Here is a 21,247-nt window from a genome sequence, read left to right as displayed (position 1 = left end):
TGGCGACCCGGACGACCGTCTCGCCACTGATCAGTTCGACGAGGCGAGGGTGCGTGTCAGGAAGTGGATCTGATGCTCGCACGCCGCGTCGAAGTACGGCTGTCCGGGGAAGATCCCGAAGTGGTCGCACGGATAGTGACGAACCTGCGCACGCGCTTTGACGCCCGCTTCGGCCGCCGCGTGCGGCGGAGCGCTCCGGTCGAAGTCGGCGATCTGCATGAGCACCGGAGCGGCGACGTCGACGGCATGCTTGTCGGCGCGGTAGCCGCCGATCTCGGTGCCGAGCGCCGCGTCGACTTCGTTGCGCCACGTCGGTCCGGCGATCGCGAGGTAGTCCTCACGGTAGCCCGGCAATGTCAACGCGCCGGGTTCACCGGGATCGCCGACGATCGGCATCATTAGCGGTTCGCGGCCCGCGAGACGACGGGCTTTGCTGCGGTAGCCGCGCACCGTCGACGCGGCCATCGCCGATGCCGGACCGTTCGCCAATGCCAACCGTCCGGCCGCCAGCCCATTGACCAGTGGTGTCATCGAGACGACGGCGGCGATGTCGTCGCGACCCGCGGCAACGGCGAGCACGTGCCCGCCGGACAACGACACGCCCCACAACACGATCCGCTGAGGATCGACGCCGTCGATAGCTCCGGCCGCGGCAATCGCGGCACGGTAGTCGTCGAGTTGGTCGGCGAGCCGGACCGTCTGCCGCAATTGGCCGTCGGACGCCCCGAAGCCGCGATAGTCGAAGGTGAGAACGTCTGCTCCCGCGGCGGACAGGCGTTGCGCGAACGGCGCGAGACCGGAGTCCATGGTGCCGCCCAACCCGTGCGCCATGACGATGACGGGTCTGCCGTTCGGCCCGGCGAGAGCGTCGGTGCCCGCCGGGAAATGCCTGGCGGCACAGCGCGTCCCCCCGCTGACGAAGGATGTCGGTGAGTCGCCGGAGTCGCGCACCCCAGGTTCGTCTGTCACCCGCTCGTGCAAGTCGGGTCGTTCGGCTCGTGCGGTGCCCGCGGGCAGTTCTTTGGTCCGCAGGTCGTGCTCGTAGATGAAGTAGTCCACCTGTTGGGTGTGGCGGGGTCGATCGAGCATGTGTCCGGTGTACTTGTGCTGATCGCTCACGATCACCTCGTTCATCACTTCGACCGGCGGCAGCCGGTACCGGCCCGCCGCATACGCACCGAGGAGACGCGTCTGGCATTCGACGAACGGGAACAGAGTGGGAGTCGCCTGTGCGAACCCGACAAACACGAGGTCGTCGAATCCCGGTTTGAACATCCGTTTATACAGGTCGATGCGGTTGTCGGGAGCGCTGATCACATTTTCGTCGAAAAACGGGAACGTGATGTTGTAACCGGTCGCGTAGACGATGACGTCGAAGTCGCTGCTCGTCCCGTCATCGAAGTGGACCCTCTCGCCGTCGAGTCGAGACACGTTGGGTTTCGGAATCACATCGCCCGACCCGAGGCGCAGCGGCAGTTCGACGGATTGTGTCGGATGCGCTTCGAAGAATTTGTGGTTCGGGGTCGGCAGACCGAAGTTCTCTGGACGCCCCGCCGATATCGGCTGGCCCCACTGGGCGACCTTCCGCTGCCACGACAACGGCACGTACGGGCTCGTCTTGTAGTACTTGTCGGCTGGCTGCCCCGCAATGTATTTCGGCACGATCCACGCGCCGGACCGGGTCGACAGCGTCACGTCGTTCTGCAGCGACTTCGACGACAGTTCGACGGCGATGTCGGCGGCACTATTGCCCAGTCCGACGACCAGGATTCGCTTACCGTGCAGGTCGAGGGGTTCCTGCGGGTCGATGTAGTGGTGCGCGTGAATCGATTCGCCGGTGAACTCGCCGGGGAAGTCGGCCATCCGAGCGTCCCAGTGGTGACCGTTGCCGACGACGAGCAGATCGAAGGTCCTCCTCTCGCCCTTCTGCGTCGTCAGTTCCCATCCCCCGCCGTCGAGCCGACGTGCGTGCGTGACGCCGTTCTCGAATTCGATGTTCGCGCGGAGACCGAACGCGTCCGCGTAGTCGTCGAGATACGCCTTGATCTGTGCGTGGTGTGGGAAGTCCGGGTAGTCGTCGGGCATCGGGAAGTCCTTGAACGACAGCCGATGCTTGGACGTGTCGATGTGCAGCGACCGGTAGGCACTGCTCATTCCGTTCGGGTTCCGGAACGCCCAATTGCCTCCGATGCGGTCGGAGACTTCGAAACAGGTGTAGTCAATGCCGTAGTCGGCCAGCATCTTTCCCGCGGTCAAACCGCTGATTCCTGCGCCGATGATCGCTGTCGTGGGTCCGGACGTGCTGTGTTCGGTCATGATCTGCGCCTCGTCCTACTCGATTCCGAGCTTGCCCGCGAGTCTGGTGAGGTATCCGCTCGCCCGTTCCTCGCTGTCGTCTGGCACCCCGTATAGGACGGTCGTCACCCCGAGTTCGCGCCACTTGTCGAGCTTCTCGGCGACCGGTTTGAAGTCGAGGACGACGATCTGCGGATCGCCTTCGCGTCCGGCGTCGGCCCAGGTCCGGTGCAGGAGCAGCACCGACTCCTCGATGTCCTGTTCATTGGGCGTCGTGATCCAGCCGTCGGCACTACGCGCGATCCACTTGAAGTTCTTCTCGTTTCCCGCGGCCCCGACGAGCGTGGGCGGCCCCGGCTGTTGCACCGTCTTCGGCCACGCCCACGACGGACCGAAGTTCACGAACTCCCCCGAGTACTGCGCTTCCTCGTCGGACCACAGCGACCGCATGGCTTCAAGGTATTCGCGCAGCATGGTCCGTCGGCGTTTCGGCGGGACGCCGTGGTCGGCGAGTTCATCGAGGTTCCAACCGAATCCGACGCCGAGGGTCACGCGTCCGCCGGACAGGTGGTCGAGCGTGGCGATGCTCTTCGCGAGGGTGATGGGGTCGGATTGGACGGGCAGTGCGACGGCCGTTCCGAGACGGATCGTCGAGGTCACCGCGGCTGCGGCACTCAACGACACCCACGGGTCGAGGGTGCGCATGTACCGGTCGTCGGGCAGCGAAGAGTCGCCGGTCTGCGGGTGCGCGGCGTCTCGACGGGTGGGAATGTGCCCGTGTTCGGGTACGTAGTACGCCCCGAACCCGGCGTTCTCGATGAGGGGCGCCAAGATCGACGGCGCGAGCCCTCGATCACTCGTGAACTGGACGATCCCGAATTCCATAACTTTCTCCTACGCGCCGACGAACCGTGACGGACGAATGACTAGACACTCGTCCAGCAAGGTGAACTGTAACACGTTCTAGGTTGTCCGACTTGAGCGATCGCCCAGCCCGTCGGCGTGCCGCGAACGCCGCCGAATGCCACGGATGACGCAGATGGCGCCTAAGTATGCTGGACGAGTGTCGAGCCCCACGAGATGGGCGGGCGTCCCTCTCGCGGATCGTCGCGCCGAACGCAGATCGAAACTGATCGAGGCAGCCTTCGACATCTTCGGAACCGGCGGCGAGACCGCGTTGTCCGTCCGATCCGTTTGTCGCGCGTGCGGTTTCAACACCCGGTACTTCTACGAGAGTTTCACTGACACCGACGAGCTACTCGGAGCCGTCTACGACGTGACCGCCCTCGCCCTGGGCGAGGCCATCGAACGAGATCTCGCAGACCTCCCCGACTCCGTCCGTGTCCGGACTCGCGCGGGGATCGTCGCCGTCCTCGATTTCAGTTCGGCCGACCCTCGCCGCGGCCGGGTGCTGTTCACCGAGGCGCAGGCGAATCATGTGCTTGCGCAACGACGGTCGGCGACGCAGGAGGTGCTGCACCAGCTCACGCTCGCCGAGACGCTCACTCACGCCCCCGATCCACTGGTCGGCAGAATCCGGGCCGTCATGTTCACCGGCGCGATGTCGGCGCTCGTCCAACAATGGCTGAGCGGCGATCTCGGCGACGATCTCGACGTCGTCGCTGATCACGCGGTCACCATGCTGAGGAGCTGACCTCGGGACATCGACCGCCTGACGGGAACCGTACGACCGCCGACGAATTCATTCGCCAGATCGGGCCGAGACCAGCAGAATGGGTTCCGTGGACGATCTACTCATCTCGCCGGGCCCCGGTGCGCCTCATGGCATCCGTGTCCCCGCAGCCGAGTTGGTCGAGCAGTTCTCCCGGTCATCCGGGCCCGGCGGGCAGGGCGTGAACACCACCGATTCGCGCGTCCAACTCAGCCTGGACTTGGCAGCGACGGCGGCACTCGACGATGTGCAGCGAGCACGCGTACTGCGCAATCTCACGACCCGACTCGACGGCAGCGTCATCATGATCGCCGCATCGGAGGAGCGGGCGCAGCGCCGCAACCGTGTCGCGGCACGGCAGCGTCTCGCCGAACTGCTGCGCGACGCAGTCGCTCCGACCATCTCGCGGCGGGCCACGCGTCCGACGAAGGGCTCCCAACGACGACGTCTCGACGCCAAGACGCGACGCGGCACCGTCAAAGCGAACCGGCGCAAGCCCGTCGCGGACTAGCTCAGGCGAGTTCTGCCCGCCTCCTATGTCCGCGTGCCAACAGCTCCGGGAGCCGCTCGACGTCGGCCGATCCGGCGAGTCCATCGCGCAGACTCAGCATGGCGAGGAGCCTGACAGGCGAACCGGACTGTGCAGCCGCCTCGAACTTGTGGTGACCGTCGAGAAGGAAGTGGCTGAGTCCCCAGTGCGCGTAGCTGTCGGTCCCGTCGAGAGTGCTCGCCGGAGCACACACGTCCAGAGTCGATACCGCGACGGCGGTCGGCGTCACCCCGTTCCGCATCTCGTCGATGTAGAACTTCACGCGGTCACGGTCGTTCCACGCGGGCGGAACCATCGGGACGACGAATTCGTAGAGATGTGCCTCATCATCCACGACGGTCTCGAACGTTCCCCTCTTCGAGCAGCGTCGCGAACCTGTCGATGACGCGGTCATCCACCTCGTCGAGTCCCAGGTCGAGAACGCGGTCGCCTCCTGTCACGCCGGACTGCGTCTCGTTCGCGCCGCTGCGCCGCTCGAACAGGAACGGACACGTCCCGCACCAGAAGGACAAGGAGAACGCCGGGCTCCCGTCCAGCAGCAAACTCCGATTCGGAGACTGCGAGTGCGGATCGTCGGGGCCGAACCGCACTCGGGCGTTGTCGGCCGGCACCCCGAGCCGACGCGGAGAAGACGCAGCGATCAGCATGCGCCCAACGATATCGGCCACCGCGCGTGCGCATCTGTTTCGCATCGGCCACGGACCGGCACCGACGTCTGGTATTGCTCGTATGTGAGCGCGCGTCAGCGCGCCCGTCAACGAAGCGCGATGACCAAGCGGGAGGACCATGACACCGGGAGCCGACTCCACCGCCGTCCGCACCGCGCTGTGGCGTGCACTCCACGTCCTGATCGATGAATCGCCGCATGTCGTCGACGACGTCGTCGGCGTGCAGATCGCCGACGTCGATGACGGCTGGCGGACACGTCCGGACATGGATCCGGAGCGGACGCGCACCAATCGTGCGTCGATCGTGGCGCGATCGCGGGCAGCCGAAGACACGCTTCGGGACTCCGGCTCACATCAGTACGTGCTGCTCGGGGCGGGCCTGGACACGTTCGCCCAGCGCCAGGACGGTCAGGTCAGGGTCTTCGAGATCGACGAGCCCGCAACGCAGGAGTGGAAGCGAGCGCGCCTCGACGAACTCGGCTACCTGGACCCTGCCCGCCTGAGCCTGGTCCCGGTCGATTTCGAAGCGGGCCAGTCGTGGCTCACCGAAGCGATAGCGGCCGGGCTCGATCCAACGGCGCCGACTGTCGTCGCGATACTCGGCGTGACGATGTATCTCACGCGCGACGCCATCTCGGCGACCTTGCGTGAAGCGGCGTCGCTCGCACCCGGATCGGTCACGGTGTTCAGCTATTCGCGTCCGATCGAGTTGGCGCCGCCGGAGGTGCGGACGATCTTGGCGGTGGCGTCGAAAGGTGCCGCCGCCTCGGGCCACCCGTGGTTGTCGCTCTTGCGGCCCGACGAAGCGGCCGCGATCGCACGCGACGCCGGATTCGCCGACGTCGCGGTGATCACCTCCGACGACCTGCACGACCGCTACTTCGTCGACCGCACCGACGGGCTCAGCCCCGCGGGCGGAGAGGATCTCGTGATCGCTAAGGTGTCGCAATGAGCACCCGGATGGACAACATGGGGATCGTCGTCGACGACCTCGACACAGTGATCGGCTTCTTCTCTGAGCTCGGACTCGACCTCGTCGGGCGAGCCACGCTCGACGGCGAATGGTCGGGCCGCGTCACCGGGCTGCCGGGCCAACGCGTCGAGATCGCGATGTTGCAGACACCGGATGGTCACGGCCGACTCGAACTGTCGCGATTCATCGAACCGGCCGTCGTCGCTGACCATCGTCGAGCGCCCGTGAACGCACTCGGGTACCTGCGCGTCATGTTCGCCGTCGACGACCTCGACGACACTCTCGACCGGCTTCGTGCGCACGGGACCGAGCTCGTCAGCGACGAGGTGGTGCGCTACGAGGACGCGTACCGCCTCTGCTATGTGCGGGGTCCCGAAGGGATTCTCGTCGGGCTCGCGCAGGAACTCGGCGGCTCAGCGGAACAGTGACGAATCGATAGCGGACAGTCTTCGTCCGGTAGGGCTTCTAACGTCCCACCAGTGATCGCATCCGCGCGGTCACGATGCTCACCGAACGAACGAGGAGACCACCATGCAGTTGGCAGCAACCCGCATCATCACCGACGACGTCGACGCGCTCGTCGCCTACTACGAAGCGGCGACCGGGGTTACCGCCAACCGAATTCACCCGATGTTCGCCGAACTTCGCACTCCGTCGGGCACACTCGCCATCGCTAGTAGCGCCACTGCCCCGATGCTCGGAGATGACGTCGTCGATGCCCGCTCGAATCGCAGCGTCATTCTGGACTTCCTCGTCGACGATGTCGACGCGACCTACCAGGCTCTCCAGGGCATCGTCGACGTGTTCGTGAACGAGCCGACGGACATGCCGTGGGGAAACCGGTCACTTCTCGTCCGAGATCCGGACGGCAACCTCATCAACTTCTTCACACCGCTCACCACTTCGGCACCTGTGGAATAGGCACCGCTGGGCGGGCCATCGCGAGTAGCGGTGTCGTTGCGGCGTCAGCGCTCGACGAACACCGACATCGACGACACCGTGCGCCCCGAGTACTCGAGCATCGCCAGCGCATACGACTGGCCGTCGGTCAAGGTCGCGGTGACGGTGTGACCTGCTGCAATAGTCTTACCGACTCGCCAACCGGCGAGATGCTCGCTGAACTCGGCTGCTGACTGCGCGTCGTCCTCGCCGAAGCGAAGCGCAGCAGATCCCGCGAACGCCGCCCCAGCGTCGGCGGCGTCACCGGCTGCGAGCGCGGTGAGCAGTTCGGTCGCCCGCCGTTTGGCCCGAGCGCCGACACCGACGAATCCTCGCGCGAAGCCTGCGGTGCCGACGAGCCGCTGATTCCGCAGTAGACCGACGGTGAGTCGGCGCGACACGGCCGCAGCCGGCAGGCCCTTGCCGATGAGCTGGCCGACCATCGGCGCCAGCTCCCAATGCGCGTACAACCCGTCGATCCGCGCATCCGCAGTCATCGCATAGCGAAGGTGCACAGGTACGAAAAGCGTCACGCGGTCGCTCATCTCGATCTCGAGCGTGGCGTCGCGGAGCACGTTTGATCCGCAGACGATGTCGTGGTTCACCTGGAAACTGATCTCGTTGGGCGCGATGAAGGTGTCGTAGAAGCGCGAGAGTTGCGCGCTCCCCCGATGTGGTGCGGAGCCGACTGGGTCATTCACGATCGCCGACGGCGCGAACAGGGACAGCCAGCGATCCTTGTCGTGCTCAGCGACAGCAGCGGGTGACGCGTTGACTGCGGCCAGCAATTCCTGCCGTGTCGGCATTCTCGGCTACCCTCCATCGATATAGAACGTGTTCTAATTCTATCAGTGATTTCCCGCACGCGAATTGGAGACGAGATGAAGGTTGCAGTAACCGGCGCTACCGGGTTCGTGGGAACCAATCTGGTCGACCTACTCGTGCGCTCCGGGCACGACGTGATAGCCATCGACAAGGCGCCAACGCCGGACCTGGACGCCCGGCCGGAAGTGACCAGCGTCGTCGCAGACGTCCTGGACCAGGACGCCATGCGCAAGGCGTTCGACGGCATCGATGTCGTCTATCACCTGGTAGCGGTGATCACGCTTGCGCAGCGGAACGATCTGGCGTGGCGGATCAACACCGAAGGGGTGCGGGTCGTCGCACAGGCCGCGCTCGATTCCGGCGTGAGCCGGATGGTGCATTGCAGTTCGATTCATTCATTCGATCAGCATGCGCAGTGCGATCAGCTCGACGAACGTTCACTTCGGTCAGTGGCACCTGATCTGCCAGTCTACGATCGGTCCAAATATGCAGGTGAGCAGGAGCTGCAGAAGACTATCGAGCGCGGTCTCGACGCCGTGATCTGCAACCCAACCGCAGTCTTCGGCCCGACCGACACCGTCCCGATGTCACGCGTCAACAGCATTCTGCGCGAGGCCGCACGCGGCCGATTGCCCGCCTTCATCCGCGGCGGATTCGACTTCGTCGACGTCCGCGACGTCGCCGAAGGTCTGGTCGCCGCGGCCGACAACGGCCGCACCGGCGAGAACTATCTGCTCGGTGGGCAGTATCACCAGCTGGTGGATATCGCACGGACCACCGCCCGCTTGTGCGGACGACGGGGTCCAGTCCTCACCCTGCCGCTGTCTGCGCTGGCTGCGGTTGTGCCCGTCGTCGAACCGATCTCGGCGGCGTTCGGCTCCGATCTACTCACCCGAGCCTCCCTGGCCACAGTCACCGCGTCGCCGCGGGTCGACCGCTCGAAGGCGGTCGACGAACTCGGCTACTCGCCGCGGCCGACCGATGACACCGTCCGCGACTTGGCTTCACATTTCGTCACCGCAGGACACCTGACGCGCGCTCGATGACGCACCGTCGGCCGACTCCACCCACTGCACGAGGTGATAGACGAACCCGTTGGCGTCGACCATCTGAAAGTAGCGCTCGCCCCACGGCCCGGTCTCGATCGGCGTGAGGATGTCGACGCCCTCACTTCCCAGACGCAACACGTAGCTCGACCCTGGGTTCGCGTAGTACTTGTGCGCGTTCCCGGCAGCATCTCGCCGGAGTGCCCGTCACGGTCGAACCGGCCGAAACCGGGGTCCACAGTCGGGCTTCGGCGGGATTCGGCATATAGTCGGCCCCAGGAGCTGGCTTCGGTTCCCCAATGATGGGAGACCGGATGTCCGGTACCGTTCGATCGTCCGCTGCTGTCTCCACCACTTCACCGAGCACCGGGCTGCTCTCGCTCGGATTGCTGGCAAGTTCCACGATGGAGAACGAGCGTCGACTGCCACTACATCCCCACCACCTGGACCGAATCGACCCGGACATTCGAGCGCGAATGATCGTCGAACGCGGCTACGCGGCGGATTTTCAGCTGGAACCCCGCTATGTCGAAGACCGCGTGGGTAAGGTCGCCGAGCGCTCCGAGGTGATCGGATCGGCGGACGTTCTCCTTTTGCCGAAGCCGCAGGCGACCGACGTGGCCGCGATCCCCGAGGGCGGCATCTTGTGGGGCTGGCCGCACTGCGTCCAAGATGCTGGACTCACGCAGACGGCGGTTGACCGTCGACTCACGCTCATCGCGTTCGAAGCGATGAACCACTGGACCCGCCAGGGTGATTTCAATCTGCACGTCCTCCACAAGAACAACGAGCTCGCCGGCTACTGCTCTGTACTGCACGCATTGAGTCTCAGAGGCTCGACCGGCGACTACGGACCACGGCTCAGTGCTGTCGTGATCGGTTTCGGCGCGACGGCACGAGGGGCCGTCACCGCGCTCAAGGCGCACGGAATCCACGATATCCAAGTCCTGACACAGCGTGGCGCTTCAGCGGTCGGCTCGCCGATCCACAGCGCACACATCACCCAGCTCAACACCGACGACGGTCCGACCCACCTCAGCACGATCTCCACCGACGACGGCGACGTCCTGCTCCCGAGGTTTCTGGCATCGCACGATATCGTCGTCAATTGCACTCTCCAGGACGTGGCGGCGCCGTTGACGTACCTGCGCACCGACGACCTGTCGGAGTTCGCCGCGGGCAGTCTCATCATCGACGTCTCGTGCGATGAGGGAATGGGCTTCGAATGGGCGAAGCCCACCGGGTTCGACCACCCGATGTTCACCGTCGGCCAAGGAGTCAACTATTACGCCGTCGACCACAGCCCCTCATACCTGTGGGACTCGGCCACGTGGGAGATCAGCGAAGCGATACTGCCGTTCCTCCGCACCGTCATGGAAGGGCCTGATTCCTGGACCGGGAACCTCACGATCGCCCGCGCGATCGAGATCCACGACGGTGTGATCAAGAATCCGAGCATCCTGAGGTTCCAGAGTCGAGAACCGGAGTACCCGCACGCCTTCGCATAAGGCGCGCCGCCCGTCTGCGCTTACTCCACCAGATCGCCTGCCGTGACGACCTCCTGCCCGTCGACCGTGATTGTGCACGACCGCAACGAGATGTCGAGATGCGCGTACGAGTCACGTCCCAGGAACGGGTGGGGGCCGGTCGACCACAGGAAGTTTCCGGCAAACGCCCGGGCGTCCATCCCCATGATCTCGTGCTTGCCGTACATGGCGGTCGCGAACCAATCGGCGGTCTTCATCAGACCCCAGCCCATGTGGGACAAATACCTTCCCCACTTGTCCCCCGAATCGGCCAGGAACGTCTCGATCATTTTCGCGTCGGCGCCTCCGCGAATGTCGACGATCATGCCATCGCGGATTTCAAGGGTCGCCGCCGAACGTGCGTACTCCTTGAACGGCAGCAGAATGTCGCCCTCGTCGATGACGATCGTGCCGTTCGAGATCTCCGGCCAACACATCACCATCGTCGACGGCCAGTGATCCCAGCGCCCCTTGTCGTCGGCGAATCCGGTCTGAAATCCGGGATGGCAGTTCCGCAGATCCACCTCCAGGTCGGTGCCGGCCGCCGACCGAACGTGCATCCGTGAACTCTTCCTGATCAGGTCGACACCGGCCTGGACGCGGACCTTGTCCGCCCGGCTGGGCATATTGCGAATCAGCACTTCCGGCGCATCGCAGACGAAGATGATCCGCGTACCCGCTGCGAGGATCTCCTCCTGAATCGGTGCGTGGATGAACCCCTCCGTCGTCAGGTCGACGACCAGATCCGCTGCCGCCAGAGTGCTCTGTGCCACCGAGTCATCGAGCACCGACTGCAGTCCGGGTCCGGCGCCGGTGTGCGTATTGGGCACCGGAGCGGGCGTGCCCCCGGGAGCAGTCAGGACCAGTACGTGGGCACCCAACGACTTCGCTGCGGCGAACGCCGCCGACACGTAGTCGCCGCGGCTGGCCGGTTCGGTGAGAACGACGACGTGCTCGCCCTTCTGGACGTTGCACAGTTGCAGCTCTTCGGTGAATGCGTCGACGATGTCGGCGGAACTCAGATCAAACATGACACTTCCTTCACTTGTCGATTCTTCTACGGTCGGGTGGCGGAGATCCGCTCCTGCATGCGGCGAATATCAGCCAAGTAGGGGACTTCGGCGCGGGACGCGCGGATGGTGTCCCGCTCGATCGACACCGCGACCGCGCCCGGGCCGTCATCGAGGACAGTCAGACGTTCGCCGCGTGGGTCGACGACAGTGCTGCGCGCGGCGAACCGCGCACCGGCGTCATTGGTGCCGCAGAGTCCGGCGGCCGCCACGATGCACCCGTTCTCGACGGCACGCGACACCGTGAGCACATCCCAGATATGTCGCCGCGCGTGGCCGAACGCCGCCGGTATCGCGATCACCTCCGCGCCGTCGAGGGCGAGTCGACGCACCGTCTCCGGGAACCCGGCTTCGTAGCAGATCACTACGCCGACCACCGCCGACGGAGTCGGCACCAGCAGCCCCGGCGACGCCGACGGACAGAAGTAGCGTGCCTCCTCACCCCACAGGAAGTGCTTGCCGCCGAACGCGACCGAGCCGTCGGAACCGACCACCACCGACGCGTCCTCGATCGCGACTCCGGTGTCCCGCGGCAGTGCAGTGACGACGGCGTTGCCGGTCCGGACCGCGAGGTCTTTGAGGTAGGCGATCGTGTCGTTCGCCTCGGCTGCCAGCTCGTGCTGGTCGTACGCGAGGTCGTACCCGGTGAGCGCGAACTCCGGGATCACGATGATTCCGCCGTTCGGCACATCAGTGTCGGCCACCAGGTCGTCGACCATGCGGGTCCGGTCACCGGCGGGCGCTACCGGCGCGGGTACCTGGATGACAGTGGTGTGGATCAATGGGTCCGGTCCACTGTGTGAACTCATTGGAGACTGCCGGGACCGATGTCGGCCTGGTTGACTCCTGGCGTGACGCGGGAAAAGTATGGTCCAGCGATCCGCGCGAGCCACCGACCCGAAGCCGGGTCGGTGTGCATGTCGTCGTCGATCGAGCCGGAACGGACGGTTGCCGCCACCACGGTCCCCAGGACCAGGGTGTCCAGACCGAGTGGGATCGATTCCCGCAGTCGACATTCCAGCGAAACCAGCGAGTCGGCGACGGCCGGCACATCGATCTGCTGCGCTGGCTCGGCGTTCACCTGGGCGAGCGCGAACTCATCGACGTCCTCGGTCACCGTCGCCGACGATGCCGCCACCGCGGCCGCGTTGTCGACCGACGGAATATTGACGACGAACTCGCCGCGGTTGAGGATGTTGGCGAGGGTGTCTTTCGTCTCGCCGGGGAAGCCGATCCGCTCACTGATCGAGATCGCCACGGTGGGCGGCTTGCGGGAGGCGACAGTGAAGAAGCTGAACGGCGCCAGGTTGCGGACACCACGTTCGCTCACCGTTGAGATCCATGCGATCGGGCGAGGCTGCACCGCACCGGAGAGCAGTTTGTAGATCTCGTCGTCACTTAGTTCAGCGACGTCGACGTAGCGTGCGCTCGCGTCCGCAAAATTCTCGGATGCCTTGTGCGCATTCATATCTGGCCTTTCGTTCAGTACCCGGAGTTCGGGCACGGCGACTATCGGGGGTAAGCCCCGCGTGCGGTGTCGGTCGGATCACCGGGCCGGCGTGGAGGCCCGTATCCGTCGGCGGTGCCATCGGTGATGACCACCTCGGCCTCCCACGGCACCCGGTAGCGCCCAGCGGCGAGATCGGCGACATAGGTATAGGGGCAATCGTTGCGACCGTCGGCCAACGCGGTGAATCCACGGTGCCCGAGCTGATAGATGTTGTTCTCCGGCCCCCAGGCGCGGCGGGCGTTGTCGGCGCGGGCGGGCTCGATCTCACCGATCACGACCCGGTCGGCCGTCGCGTCGCCCCGCACGAGGATGGTCCCCTCGTGGTCACAGATCATGGCCTGCCCCATCGACGCGACATGATTGCCGTCGTGGCCGGCGAGCGCGACCGATGCCGTGTACGCGAGGTTGCAGAATGCGTTAGCTTCGTTGGTGATCCGCCACGCGTTGGCGAACGGAAGTCGATACCCGGCGGTCCGGAGCAATACATTGGCGCCCAGGTAGCTCGCTTCGCGGGCGACCTCGGGGAACATCCCGTCATGACAGATGATCAACGCCAGGCGGGATCCCGCCGGACCGTCGCACACCTGTACGCCCTGGTCCCCCGGCTCCCACGGCTCCTTCGGCACCCACGGATGCAGCTTGCGCTGGTAGAGCGCGATGTCGCCGGTGCCGTCGACGATCACTCCGGAATTGAACGGTGCACCGTCGGGGTTCGCTTCCATCAGCGAGAAGCAGCCCCACACGTTCGCACGGCGACAAGCGGCACGCAGCGTATCGAGCGGCGCGCTGTTGAGCGTGAGCATCATGTCATCACGCACCCACGCCGACTTTCGAAGCCCCTGCAGACCGTATTCCGGAAAGACGACGAGATCGATTGCCGGAGTCGCGGTCTTGAGTGCGACCAACATCTCGGCGACCTCGTCGGCGACGCGCTCGATATCGCCGGGCTCGGCCACACTCGGCACCTGCTGCTGGACCAGGGCGACGGTCAGCGCCCCGGGTGTCGGGTTGAGTCCACCCATGCCGGTCATCGTCTGCTCCCTTCACTGCCCGCCGCACGACGCGGATGTCTGCACGTCGGGCCCATCCTGATCACTGGTTGACGGTCACTGGTTGACGTTCACTGGGTCATGCGCAGGGGTGGTGCCGGCGTCGAGCCGTCCTCTCTGCAGCCAGGCGCTGACGGTGTGCAGCACGAACGCCACGCCGCCTGCGACGAACGCCGAGATGGCGTTGAGCAGCCAGTTGTCCACACCGATCGCGAGGACGCCACCCACCGTGGCACCGGCGACCAGTGCGATTCCGGTGCCGACGTCGAACCGCTCGGTGCTGGCGCTCCAGTCGTCTGCGGCCGCCCCGAGCCGCCAGGTACGGGCGAACAGAATGTCGGCGAACAGGATCGACACCCACGCGAACATGAACGCGCCGAGGAAGGTCAAGACGTCGCCGAGATGCCCGAGAACATTGCCGAGCATCGCAGCGAGTGCGATGACGGCGGTGATCGATACCCAGATGCCGCGCGCATACTTTCCGGTCGACGCAGCGGTCGCCTGCAGCGACAGCGAGCCGCTGTAGATGTTGATGAGATTGATACGGATCTGGCTGACCACGGTGTACAGCGCGCCCCATCCGCCCATCACCATCACCAGGTAGACGCCCGGACTCGGCTCGTCGAACCGTGTCGCAAACCAGATACCGATACAACCGACGATCAGAAAGGAGCCGACCTGCGGGGCGAACCCGACAGCCGCGCACTTCGCCAGGGTCGGCTTCTTGATGAAGCGGGCGTAGTCCGCGGTCAGCAGCGCCTGCAATGCGACGATGCCGTTGAGCACGCCGATGGCGGTCACGATCGATTGCCCGGAGAGTCCGGACGGCGCGCCGTGACCGGAGCCAGACGTATTGGCCGCCCAGACGATCGCCAGGACCAATAGCGCGATGTACACCGGTAGGGAGTACTTCTGGAATCGCTCCAGCAATGCCATGCCGTACCAGTTGAGGAAGATGTTGATCACGGTGAGGACCACCATCCACACCTTGAGCGGGACGGCAGGGATCCACTCGTGGAGACCGCCGGCCATGATGCTGCCTTCGGTGGCGGCCAGTGCGATGAAGTTCGCGGCGTAGAACAGTCCGGTGATCCGTGAACCGGCGACGCCGAAGCCCGATCCTCGGCTGATCAGGTTTGAGTTGATGCCGTGACCTGCCGCGACCACCGCAAGGATCGTCGCGAGCACACCAGCGACGACGACCGCGTAGACGAGGGCGATCACGGTATTGGCGACACCTCCATGCAGCCCAAGATCGCCGGGGACCTGCAGGAAGACCATCGCGCCCATTACGCCGACAGTCACGCCGGTCACCGACAGCCACGAACTGCGGGCCGACTCGGGGACCGGCCGGTGCGCGAAGTCGGAGTCCGTCGGATCCTCGGCGGGCGTCGTGCTTGCATTCGCCATGCTTCATTCTCCAGACGCTGGTGGCCGACGGGTGCGTGCACACACTCAGACCAAGGTTGCAACCGATTGTGCAATCGATTGCACGCAACGATAGCAGCGTCACTCCCCGCTGTCGCGGCATCGAGGACAATCGCCTCGCCATACATCCGCGTGCCGTCGGCAATCGATTGCGCAATAGGCAAGGATGGTGGGGACCGATCCGCTGGGGAGAGAGCAGAGCGAACGTGTACCGGCAACGAGTGACCTTGAAAGATGTGGCCGAAGCGGCCGGGGTGCACGCTTCGACAGTGTCCCGGGTACTTCGACGACCGGCCACAGCGCCTTCCGAATCGGACCTGCGCATCCGACAGCTAGCCGAAGACCTCGGCTACGTACCCAATCCGAACGCGGCGAGCCTGACCACCAACCGGTCGTCGGCGTTCGGTGTGCTCGTCCCGCAGCTCACCGACATCGTGCTATCGCGGGTCTATGACGCGATCGAGGCCACCGCCAACGAGGCCGGATACGAGAGCTTCGTTGCGAACACCCATGATGACCCCGAGGTGCAGGCGCGACGCCGCGAACTCCTCATCGGCCGCAGCGTGGACGGGCTGGTGATCGGCGACGCGCGGCTCGACGACGAGTCGCTGCCCGCCCTCACTCGGCGAGGAATCCCGATCGTGCTGGTCAACCGGCGCTATCCCGGGCTCCTATCCGTGACCTGCGACGACAATCGTGGGGGCCGTCTCGCCGGGGCACACCTGGCCGACCTCGGGCACACCAGGATCGGCGTGATCACCGGACCGGCCTGGAGCTCGACCGGACTCGACCGGCTCGCAGGCTTCCGCGCGGCCCTGGCCGAGCGCCGCATCCCGCTCGACGACGACCACGTGATCCACCGAGGTTTCGATGTGATGGACGGGCACGCCGGAACTCGCGCACTGCTGGAACAGGATCCAGGGATCACCGCACTGTTCGTCGCGAATGACGACGCGGCGATCGGCGCAATCGGCGCACTCCGCGAGGTGGGACTGATACCTCGCCGCGATGTGAGCGTCGTCGGCTACAACGACATCCCCGCAGCGTCCAACCTCGCGCAACCCCTCACGACGATCCGCAGCCCGTATTCGACGATGGGGCGCCAGGCATGCGAAACCCTGTTGGCCGCCCGCAACGGACTGCCGGTCTCGTCGATCGTGTTGCAACCCGAACTCATCACCCGAGAGACCAGCGGGACGCCCCGAGCGACTCCCTGACCATGCCCGAACAGACGGTGACGCCTTCCGGAGTCGACACTTGCGGCGAGCTTCACCCGGCGACAGCGACGGCGACCGCGGCCACGACGAGGAGCCCCACGTAGGCCACACTGTGCACGGCCTGCGGGATTCTCGGTGGTCGTCGCCGAAGCACCACGATCACCGGGATCGCCCCGGCCAGCAACGCGGATGCCGAGGCGACGTCGACCGTTCCCACCAGCCCCGACGCGGACGCGACGTCGCCACCGAACACGACCGCGACGACCGTCGCCGGCACCGCGATCGCGACCGTCAGCGGGTTCGCCAGCGACGTCGCCACCCCCATCTGCATGCCGGAGCGCCGCATCATCGGCACGGTCATCACACTCCCTCCGACCCCCAGGAAGGACGCGATCCCGCCGATCGGAATACCCCAACCGTCCGGGATAGGGCGGCTCGCCCGACCTGACCGACCGACCATGCCGGGTTTACGAAAGAACCCAGGACGGAGCAGTAGGTCGACGATGGTGACACCGATGTAGGCCACGAAACCCCATCGCGGGACGACGGCCGGCACGAATAGCGCACCGGCCGCTCCGGCCGCGCCGCCGACGGCGAGCAGAACGAACAGCCGACACCGCCCGCGAAGGTGCACGAGAACACGCCGCGGCGTCGCCGATGTCGCGACTGCCGCGTTCACGACCATGACGAGCGCCGACGTCGCGGTCGCGATCCGCAGCGCATCAGGACCCGTTGCGGCGTCAACGAGCAGAATGATGGGGACCGTGACGAAGCCACCGCCGAAGCCGAAGAGGACAGTCGTGACTCCGACCGCCAAGCCCACGAGGAACAGAACCAGGAGTAACACGTCTTCATTCGACCGCGCAGCAACAAGGCGAGCAATCGATCACTGATCATATTATTTCGAGTTATCGCCACTACGATGATGCCGTGCACAATATTCGCCTGGCCGATATCGACCGCATGCCAGTCGACGTGCTCCCAATCGGGACCGACTACCCACCGGCTCATGTCCTGGCCCGTCACGCGCATCGCCGGGCGCAGCTGCTGTACGGCGCGAACGGCGTGATGCGGGTCGAGACCGACGACGGATCGTGGACCGTGCCGTCCGATCGCGCCGTCCTCATCCCGCCGGACGTGGCACACGAAGTGCTGATGGACCGTGTCACCACGTGGAGCCTGTACATCGAACCGGACGCCGTGCCCTGGTGGCCGACGCGCTGCGTGGTCGCCGAAGTCGATCCTCTGCTGCGCGAACTGCTTCGCACAGCGAACGGCTTCCCGCCCGACTACGACGTCGCGGGGCGCGACGGCGCAGTCGTGAACCTGGTGCTGCACGAGTTGCGGCGCCTCACTCCGATGGCACTGTCCATCTCGCTGCCGCTCGACGAGCCTTTCCGGTCGCTGTGCCGGGCATACCTCGCGAACCCGGACCTAGCCGTGACGAACGAGACCTGGGCTCGGGCGGCGCACATGAGCGCACGTACCTTCGACCGTCGATTCCGTTCCCAGACCTGCACCAGCTCCGCGGCGTGGCGTACCCGAGCCCGGCTTCTGGCCAGCCTCCGGCTGTTGCCGACGTCGACCGTCACCGACGTCTCCGCCCGGCTCGGGTACGCCTCCCCCGCGGCGTTCACCGCCGCGTTCACGCGCGCCTTCGGCGCACCTCCGTCACGCTTCCGCTGAACTTGTCATGCGCGCACTCCGCGCTTGCCCGAGGCCGCACAGCACCTACCCTTGCGGCGAGGCTGGTTCAGCTCGTCGCTACGTCGATGCTCCAGGTGACACCGAATCGGTCGGTGAGCATCCCGAACCCGGCGCTCCACGCGGATGCCGCGAGAGGTTCGACGATCGTCGCACCATCGGAAAGGCGGTCCCAGTACTCGGTGGCCTCATCGAGAGACTCGGCGCGCACAGACAGGAAGAACGGCTGGTCCGTGGTCGTCATGCCGTTCTGGCGGCCAGCGGTGCCGGTGAACGGCTCATCGCGCCCAGGGATGTCGTAGGCCATGACACGGAAGCCGTTGTCGGACTCCAGCCGAGCGAAGACGACCTTGCCTGCGTCGGGGGCCTCCGGCGGCATGCCGAGCTCGCCGTAAGTGGTGATCTGGACGTCTCCGCCGAAGACGCTCTGGTAGTAGGTGAGCGCTTCGCGGGCGGTGCCGGGAAAGTTGAGGTGTGTGGTCGTCGAAAGGGACATGGATGCTCCTAGCCGTGTGGCGTGTCGAGGACGGTTTCTCCGTCGGGCATCATCCTGGCGGAGGTAGAGGACAGGTTGAGTCCTCTACCGGGAGATAATCGAGGCATGACGGGAACCCCTTCGCGAATGCTGGCCTTGCTGTCGCTGCTGCAGGTCCCGAGGGTCTGGCCGGGCACGGTACTGGCCGATCGGTTGGAGGTCACCGCCCGCACTGTGCGGCGCGACGTGGACCGCCTGCGGGACCTGGGATACCGCATCCGCGCCGTCAAAGGACCCGACGGCGGTTACCTTCTCGAAGCAGGCGCCGAACTGCCGCCGCTGCGGTTCGACGACGAACAGGCGGTCGCCATCGCGATCGCGCTGCGCGGCGCCCCCGCGATCGGGGTGGAGACAGATGAGGCCTCGCAACGCGCGCTGGCGACTGTCCGGCAGCTGATGCCATCGCGTCTGCGTCACCGGCTGGACGGAGTGCAGTTCGCCAGCAGCGCCCCTCCGGCAAGAGTGGCGCCCGAGGTACTGGTCGCGGTCGGGGCCGCAGTCACGCAACGGATGACCCTCCGCATGGTCTACGGCAGCTCCGACACGGAGATCCGCCGGGTGCAGCCGCACGGCCTGGTGGCGCGGAATGGGCGCTGGTATCTGGTGGCGTGGGACCTCGACCGCGACGACTGGCGGATTTTCCGTCTCGACCGGGTCACCCCGCGCACACCGTCTGGCCCGCGCTTCGAACCACGGCCGATTCCGACCGGTGATGCGAGCACGTTCCTAGCGGCGCGCGCGAAGGGGGCGAGCGACCAGGACCGGTGGCCCTGCATCGGCGAGTTCGAACTTGACGTCCCCGCGCAAGAGGTGGCGCGGTGGGTGCATGACGGCGAGGTGGAGGCTCTCACCGAACACACGACTCGGGTGAAGTTCGGGTCCTGGTCCTGGGCAGGATTGCTCTCGGCTGTACTTCGCTTCGACGCAGATTTCCGTGTCGTCGGCCCTGACGAGCTGAGCGTCGCCGCCGCAGATCTCGAACAACGCCTCCACCGCTCCCGACAGCCGGATGGAAGCCGGGATCGGTAGCGGTCATAGACAGTCCTCTTCTTCTGGCAAGCTGACCACGTGAATGAGCAGACGAACCCTGCGAACCCGCTTGTCCTAGCGGACGTCGAGCATTGGCGCAAATGGCTCGACGGCAATGAGAACAGCTCCGACGGGGTGTGGCTGATGCTCGCGAAGAAGGGCGTGACGTCTCCGACGTCGATCACCTATCAGAGTGCTCTGGAGGAAGCCCTGTGCAGTGGCTGGATCGATGGTCAGCGACGCGGACTCGACGAGCGGACATTCATTCAGCGGTTCACGCCGCGCCGCGCCCGTTCGGCGTGGTCGCAGCGGAACGTCGCGATCGTCGAACGCCTGGCGACCGAACAGCGTCTGCGCCGGCGAAGCGTCGCGGAGATCGATCGGGCGAAGGCCGACGGACGGTGGCACCGCGCCTACCCGGGCCAGTCGAGCGCGAAGCCGCCCGCCGCGCTCACCGCCGCCTTCGACGCTGCCCCCGAAGCGCGGTCGGCCTTTAGCGCGTTGTCTCGGGCCGAGCAATACAGCGTTCTGCATCCGCTTCTGACCGCGCCGAACGACGACGCTCTGGACAAGCGAATCCAGCGGGTCATCGAGCGGCTGATAGAGCGATAGACGCGATTTCACGCACGCGGCAGAAGCCGTCGGTTGTATGAGATTCGCGAGACGACCCTCATCTCGACGCGCCGATCAAACCACACCTCGAATCGTGTAGTCGCGCCGAATGCCAGCGGTGGCACGTCCCCACTCACTAGTCGCAACACGCTGCTGGTGAGCCTCGAATGCGGCTGCGTCGACGAACTCCTCGGCGACCTCCCAGACACCGTCCTCCGCGGTCGGCGTGACCGCGAACGAAACGCAGCCGACCTCGGCAATCGTCAACGCGACGTGACCGCGCAAATGCTGCTCGACGACCGCGACTTCCCTATCGTCTCTACAGGTCAATCGCCCAGTCAGTACGACGTGCGTCGACCCCGCCGCAGCGACTCGGCCGCGGTTGCCGTCTGCCATCTTCCGCCCTCCCGATCCGAAACTCGCAGTGTATTCACCGGGCCAGAATACTGCGCGTGACCTGCCCGGATGCCACGCGGCACTTGGTTCGCAGGTTGTTGGTTGGCTGCGAACTTCGCGGCCACGTCAATCGTGCCATTCACCGGGCAAGCCCTTCCGTGCCACTGTCTGGAAAATTGGTGAGGCGCATCGAATACTCTGCA

The 21,247-nt window shown here is 65.7% G+C and carries 25 protein-coding genes and 1 pseudogene; 11 read left to right on the top strand and 15 right to left on the bottom strand.

The annotated features are described in order from the left end of the window. Positions 1 to 30: 30 nt before the first annotated feature. The 3 genes and pseudogenes from MP11Mi_RS12100 to MP11Mi_RS12090 form a co-directional block, all read right to left on the bottom strand. A complete protein-coding gene (locus tag MP11Mi_RS12100) occupies positions 31 to 951 on the bottom strand; it encodes an alpha/beta hydrolase (protein WP_420042082.1) in 921 nt (306 codons plus the stop codon). A gap of 36 nt (positions 952 to 987) precedes the next feature. Then, positions 988 to 2,316: pseudogene (locus MP11Mi_RS12095) on the bottom strand (flavin-containing monooxygenase); the annotation flags it as partial. Positions 2,317 to 2,331: 15 nt separating this feature from the next. Continuing rightward, entirely contained in the window at positions 2,332 to 3,180 is an 849-nt protein-coding gene (locus MP11Mi_RS12090; RefSeq protein WP_420039165.1) for an LLM class F420-dependent oxidoreductase, read from the bottom strand. A 178-nt stretch (positions 3,181 to 3,358) separates the two neighbouring features. On the opposite strand from MP11Mi_RS12090, the gene MP11Mi_RS12085 reads away from it, so the two are divergent. Then, complete coding sequence (locus tag MP11Mi_RS12085) at positions 3,359 to 3,949, top strand: TetR/AcrR family transcriptional regulator (RefSeq protein ID WP_420039164.1); 591 nt, start codon at positions 3,359 to 3,361, stop codon at positions 3,947 to 3,949. 88 nt (positions 3,950 to 4,037) lie between these two features. Continuing rightward, positions 4,038 to 4,478 carry an alternative ribosome rescue aminoacyl-tRNA hydrolase ArfB gene (arfB, locus tag MP11Mi_RS12080; RefSeq protein ID WP_420039163.1) on the top strand — a complete coding sequence of 147 codons (441 nt, stop codon included), beginning with the start codon at positions 4,038 to 4,040 and terminating at the stop codon, positions 4,476 to 4,478. A 1-nt stretch (position 4,479) separates the two neighbouring features. Here arfB and MP11Mi_RS12075 read toward each other — a convergent pair whose 3' ends face one another. Then, positions 4,480 to 4,851, bottom strand: coding sequence for a hypothetical protein (locus MP11Mi_RS12075; RefSeq protein ID WP_420039162.1), 372 nt, complete (start codon positions 4,849 to 4,851; stop codon positions 4,480 to 4,482). Continuing rightward, entirely contained in the window at positions 4,844 to 5,164 is a 321-nt protein-coding gene (locus MP11Mi_RS12070) for a hypothetical protein (protein ID WP_420039161.1), read from the bottom strand. Before MP11Mi_RS12070 ends, MP11Mi_RS12075 begins: the two co-directional genes overlap by 8 nt. 139 nt (positions 5,165 to 5,303) lie before the next feature. Between MP11Mi_RS12070 and MP11Mi_RS12065 the strand changes: the two genes are divergently transcribed. From MP11Mi_RS12065 to MP11Mi_RS12055, 3 genes are all read left to right on the top strand, one after another. Further along, positions 5,304 to 6,137 carry a class I SAM-dependent methyltransferase gene (locus MP11Mi_RS12065; RefSeq protein ID WP_420039160.1) on the top strand — a complete coding sequence of 278 codons (834 nt, stop codon included), beginning with the start codon at positions 5,304 to 5,306 and terminating at the stop codon, positions 6,135 to 6,137. Beyond that, the gene (locus MP11Mi_RS12060) at positions 6,134 to 6,586 is read left to right on the top strand and encodes a VOC family protein (protein ID WP_420039159.1); all 453 of its coding nucleotides are present in this window, start codon (positions 6,134 to 6,136) and stop codon (positions 6,584 to 6,586) included. Before MP11Mi_RS12065 ends, MP11Mi_RS12060 begins: the two co-directional genes overlap by 4 nt. A gap of 103 nt (positions 6,587 to 6,689) precedes the next feature. Beyond that, on the top strand, positions 6,690 to 7,079 hold the full coding sequence (locus tag MP11Mi_RS12055) for a VOC family protein (protein WP_420039158.1): 390 nt from the start codon (positions 6,690 to 6,692) through the stop codon (positions 7,077 to 7,079). 44 nt (positions 7,080 to 7,123) lie between these two features. Here MP11Mi_RS12055 and MP11Mi_RS12050 read toward each other — a convergent pair whose 3' ends face one another. Beyond that, positions 7,124 to 7,903 carry a nuclear transport factor 2 family protein gene (locus tag MP11Mi_RS12050; RefSeq protein WP_420039157.1) on the bottom strand — a complete coding sequence of 260 codons (780 nt, stop codon included), beginning with the start codon at positions 7,901 to 7,903 and terminating at the stop codon, positions 7,124 to 7,126. Positions 7,904 to 7,978: 75 nt separating this feature from the next. Between MP11Mi_RS12050 and MP11Mi_RS12045 the strand changes: the two genes are divergently transcribed. Continuing rightward, positions 7,979 to 8,968, top strand: a complete 990-nt coding sequence (locus MP11Mi_RS12045; protein ID WP_420039156.1) for an NAD-dependent epimerase/dehydratase family protein — start codon at positions 7,979 to 7,981, stop codon at positions 8,966 to 8,968. On the opposite strand, the gene MP11Mi_RS12040 is transcribed toward MP11Mi_RS12045, so the two are convergent. Further along, positions 8,927 to 9,109 (bottom strand): VOC family protein, encoded by a 183-nt coding sequence (locus tag MP11Mi_RS12040; protein WP_420042164.1) that lies wholly within the window; start codon positions 9,107 to 9,109, stop codon positions 8,927 to 8,929. The genes MP11Mi_RS12045 and MP11Mi_RS12040 overlap by 42 nt on opposite strands. 173 nt (positions 9,110 to 9,282) lie before the next feature. On the opposite strand from MP11Mi_RS12040, the gene MP11Mi_RS12035 reads away from it, so the two are divergent. Further along, positions 9,283 to 10,476 (top strand): N(5)-(carboxyethyl)ornithine synthase, encoded by a 1,194-nt coding sequence (locus MP11Mi_RS12035; RefSeq protein WP_420039155.1) that lies wholly within the window; start codon positions 9,283 to 9,285, stop codon positions 10,474 to 10,476. Between the two features lie 20 nt (positions 10,477 to 10,496). On the opposite strand, the gene MP11Mi_RS12030 is transcribed toward MP11Mi_RS12035, so the two are convergent. From MP11Mi_RS12030 to MP11Mi_RS12010, 5 genes are all read right to left on the bottom strand, one after another. Next, positions 10,497 to 11,525 (bottom strand): hypothetical protein, encoded by a 1,029-nt coding sequence (locus MP11Mi_RS12030; RefSeq protein WP_420039154.1) that lies wholly within the window; start codon positions 11,523 to 11,525, stop codon positions 10,497 to 10,499. A gap of 26 nt (positions 11,526 to 11,551) precedes the next feature. Then, positions 11,552 to 12,346 carry a carbon-nitrogen hydrolase family protein gene (locus MP11Mi_RS12025; RefSeq protein WP_420039153.1) on the bottom strand — a complete coding sequence of 265 codons (795 nt, stop codon included), beginning with the start codon at positions 12,344 to 12,346 and terminating at the stop codon, positions 11,552 to 11,554. Between the two features lie 23 nt (positions 12,347 to 12,369). Then, positions 12,370 to 13,032 (bottom strand): flavin reductase family protein, encoded by a 663-nt coding sequence (locus MP11Mi_RS12020; RefSeq protein WP_420039152.1) that lies wholly within the window; start codon positions 13,030 to 13,032, stop codon positions 12,370 to 12,372. Positions 13,033 to 13,073: 41 nt separating this feature from the next. Beyond that, positions 13,074 to 14,105: a formamidase gene (locus tag MP11Mi_RS12015; RefSeq protein ID WP_420039151.1), complete on the bottom strand. Its 1,032-nt coding sequence runs from the start codon at positions 14,103 to 14,105 to the stop codon at positions 13,074 to 13,076. Between the two features lie 75 nt (positions 14,106 to 14,180). Beyond that, entirely contained in the window at positions 14,181 to 15,533 is a 1,353-nt protein-coding gene (locus tag MP11Mi_RS12010; protein WP_420039150.1) for a purine-cytosine permease family protein, read from the bottom strand. A gap of 239 nt (positions 15,534 to 15,772) precedes the next feature. On the opposite strand from MP11Mi_RS12010, the gene MP11Mi_RS12005 reads away from it, so the two are divergent. Next, positions 15,773 to 16,768 carry a LacI family DNA-binding transcriptional regulator gene (locus tag MP11Mi_RS12005; protein ID WP_420039149.1) on the top strand — a complete coding sequence of 332 codons (996 nt, stop codon included), beginning with the start codon at positions 15,773 to 15,775 and terminating at the stop codon, positions 16,766 to 16,768. A gap of 52 nt (positions 16,769 to 16,820) precedes the next feature. Here MP11Mi_RS12005 and MP11Mi_RS12000 read toward each other — a convergent pair whose 3' ends face one another. Continuing rightward, positions 16,821 to 17,615: a sulfite exporter TauE/SafE family protein gene (locus MP11Mi_RS12000; RefSeq protein ID WP_420039148.1), complete on the bottom strand. Its 795-nt coding sequence runs from the start codon at positions 17,613 to 17,615 to the stop codon at positions 16,821 to 16,823. 83 nt (positions 17,616 to 17,698) lie between these two features. Here MP11Mi_RS12000 and MP11Mi_RS11995 point away from each other — a divergent pair, with 83 nt between their 5' ends. After that, positions 17,699 to 18,454 (top strand): helix-turn-helix transcriptional regulator, encoded by a 756-nt coding sequence (locus tag MP11Mi_RS11995; RefSeq protein ID WP_420039147.1) that lies wholly within the window; start codon positions 17,699 to 17,701, stop codon positions 18,452 to 18,454. A 67-nt stretch (positions 18,455 to 18,521) separates the two neighbouring features. Here MP11Mi_RS11995 and MP11Mi_RS11990 read toward each other — a convergent pair whose 3' ends face one another. Beyond that, a complete protein-coding gene (locus MP11Mi_RS11990) occupies positions 18,522 to 18,968 on the bottom strand; it encodes a VOC family protein (RefSeq protein WP_420039146.1) in 447 nt (148 codons plus the stop codon). A 105-nt stretch (positions 18,969 to 19,073) separates the two neighbouring features. On the opposite strand from MP11Mi_RS11990, the gene MP11Mi_RS11985 reads away from it, so the two are divergent. Beyond that, positions 19,074 to 20,036, top strand: a complete 963-nt coding sequence (locus tag MP11Mi_RS11985) for a helix-turn-helix transcriptional regulator (RefSeq protein WP_420039145.1) — start codon at positions 19,074 to 19,076, stop codon at positions 20,034 to 20,036. A 39-nt stretch (positions 20,037 to 20,075) separates the two neighbouring features. Beyond that, positions 20,076 to 20,648 (top strand): YdeI/OmpD-associated family protein, encoded by a 573-nt coding sequence (locus tag MP11Mi_RS11980; protein WP_420039144.1) that lies wholly within the window; start codon positions 20,076 to 20,078, stop codon positions 20,646 to 20,648. A 75-nt stretch (positions 20,649 to 20,723) separates the two neighbouring features. On the opposite strand, the gene MP11Mi_RS11975 is transcribed toward MP11Mi_RS11980, so the two are convergent. Continuing rightward, positions 20,724 to 21,044: a putative quinol monooxygenase gene (locus MP11Mi_RS11975; protein ID WP_420039143.1), complete on the bottom strand. Its 321-nt coding sequence runs from the start codon at positions 21,042 to 21,044 to the stop codon at positions 20,724 to 20,726. Between the last annotated feature and the right edge of the window lie 203 nt (positions 21,045 to 21,247).

It is taken from the genome of Gordonia abscondita, from assembly GCF_032711245.1.
Classification (GTDB): Bacteria; Actinomycetota; Actinomycetes; order Mycobacteriales; family Mycobacteriaceae; genus Gordonia.
This window is presented reverse-complemented; position numbering and strand designations above follow the sequence as displayed.

What these genes read in the sequence shown, in the direction of transcription:
- MP11Mi_RS11990 (WP_420039146.1), bottom strand. Translation starts at nt 18,968, where the DNA reads ATGTCCCTTTCGACGACCACACACCTCAACTTTCCCGGCACCGCCCGC.
- MP11Mi_RS12090 (WP_420039165.1), bottom strand. Translation starts at nt 3,180, where the DNA reads ATGGAATTCGGGATCGTCCAGTTCACGAGTGATCGAGGGCTCGCGCCG.
- MP11Mi_RS12065 (WP_420039160.1), top strand. Translation starts at nt 5,304, where the DNA reads ATGACACCGGGAGCCGACTCCACCGCCGTCCGCACCGCGCTGTGGCGT.
- MP11Mi_RS12050 (WP_420039157.1), bottom strand. Translation starts at nt 7,903, where the DNA reads ATGCCGACACGGCAGGAATTGCTGGCCGCAGTCAACGCGTCACCCGCT.
- MP11Mi_RS12030 (WP_420039154.1), bottom strand. Translation starts at nt 11,525, where the DNA reads ATGTTTGATCTGAGTTCCGCCGACATCGTCGACGCATTCACCGAAGAG.
- MP11Mi_RS12020 (WP_420039152.1), bottom strand. Translation starts at nt 13,032, where the DNA reads ATGAATGCGCACAAGGCATCCGAGAATTTTGCGGACGCGAGCGCACGC.
- MP11Mi_RS12070 (WP_420039161.1), bottom strand. Translation starts at nt 5,164, where the DNA reads ATGCTGATCGCTGCGTCTTCTCCGCGTCGGCTCGGGGTGCCGGCCGAC.
- MP11Mi_RS11975 (WP_420039143.1), bottom strand. Translation starts at nt 21,044, where the DNA reads ATGGCAGACGGCAACCGCGGCCGAGTCGCTGCGGCGGGGTCGACGCAC.
- MP11Mi_RS12035 (WP_420039155.1), top strand. Translation starts at nt 9,283, where the DNA reads ATGTCCGGTACCGTTCGATCGTCCGCTGCTGTCTCCACCACTTCACCG.
- MP11Mi_RS11985 (WP_420039145.1), top strand. Translation starts at nt 19,074, where the DNA reads ATGACGGGAACCCCTTCGCGAATGCTGGCCTTGCTGTCGCTGCTGCAG.
- MP11Mi_RS12015 (WP_420039151.1), bottom strand. Translation starts at nt 14,105, where the DNA reads ATGACCGGCATGGGTGGACTCAACCCGACACCCGGGGCGCTGACCGTC.
- MP11Mi_RS12045 (WP_420039156.1), top strand. Translation starts at nt 7,979, where the DNA reads ATGAAGGTTGCAGTAACCGGCGCTACCGGGTTCGTGGGAACCAATCTG.
- MP11Mi_RS12060 (WP_420039159.1), top strand. Translation starts at nt 6,134, where the DNA reads ATGAGCACCCGGATGGACAACATGGGGATCGTCGTCGACGACCTCGAC.
- MP11Mi_RS12010 (WP_420039150.1), bottom strand. Translation starts at nt 15,533, where the DNA reads ATGGCGAATGCAAGCACGACGCCCGCCGAGGATCCGACGGACTCCGAC.
- MP11Mi_RS12055 (WP_420039158.1), top strand. Translation starts at nt 6,690, where the DNA reads ATGCAGTTGGCAGCAACCCGCATCATCACCGACGACGTCGACGCGCTC.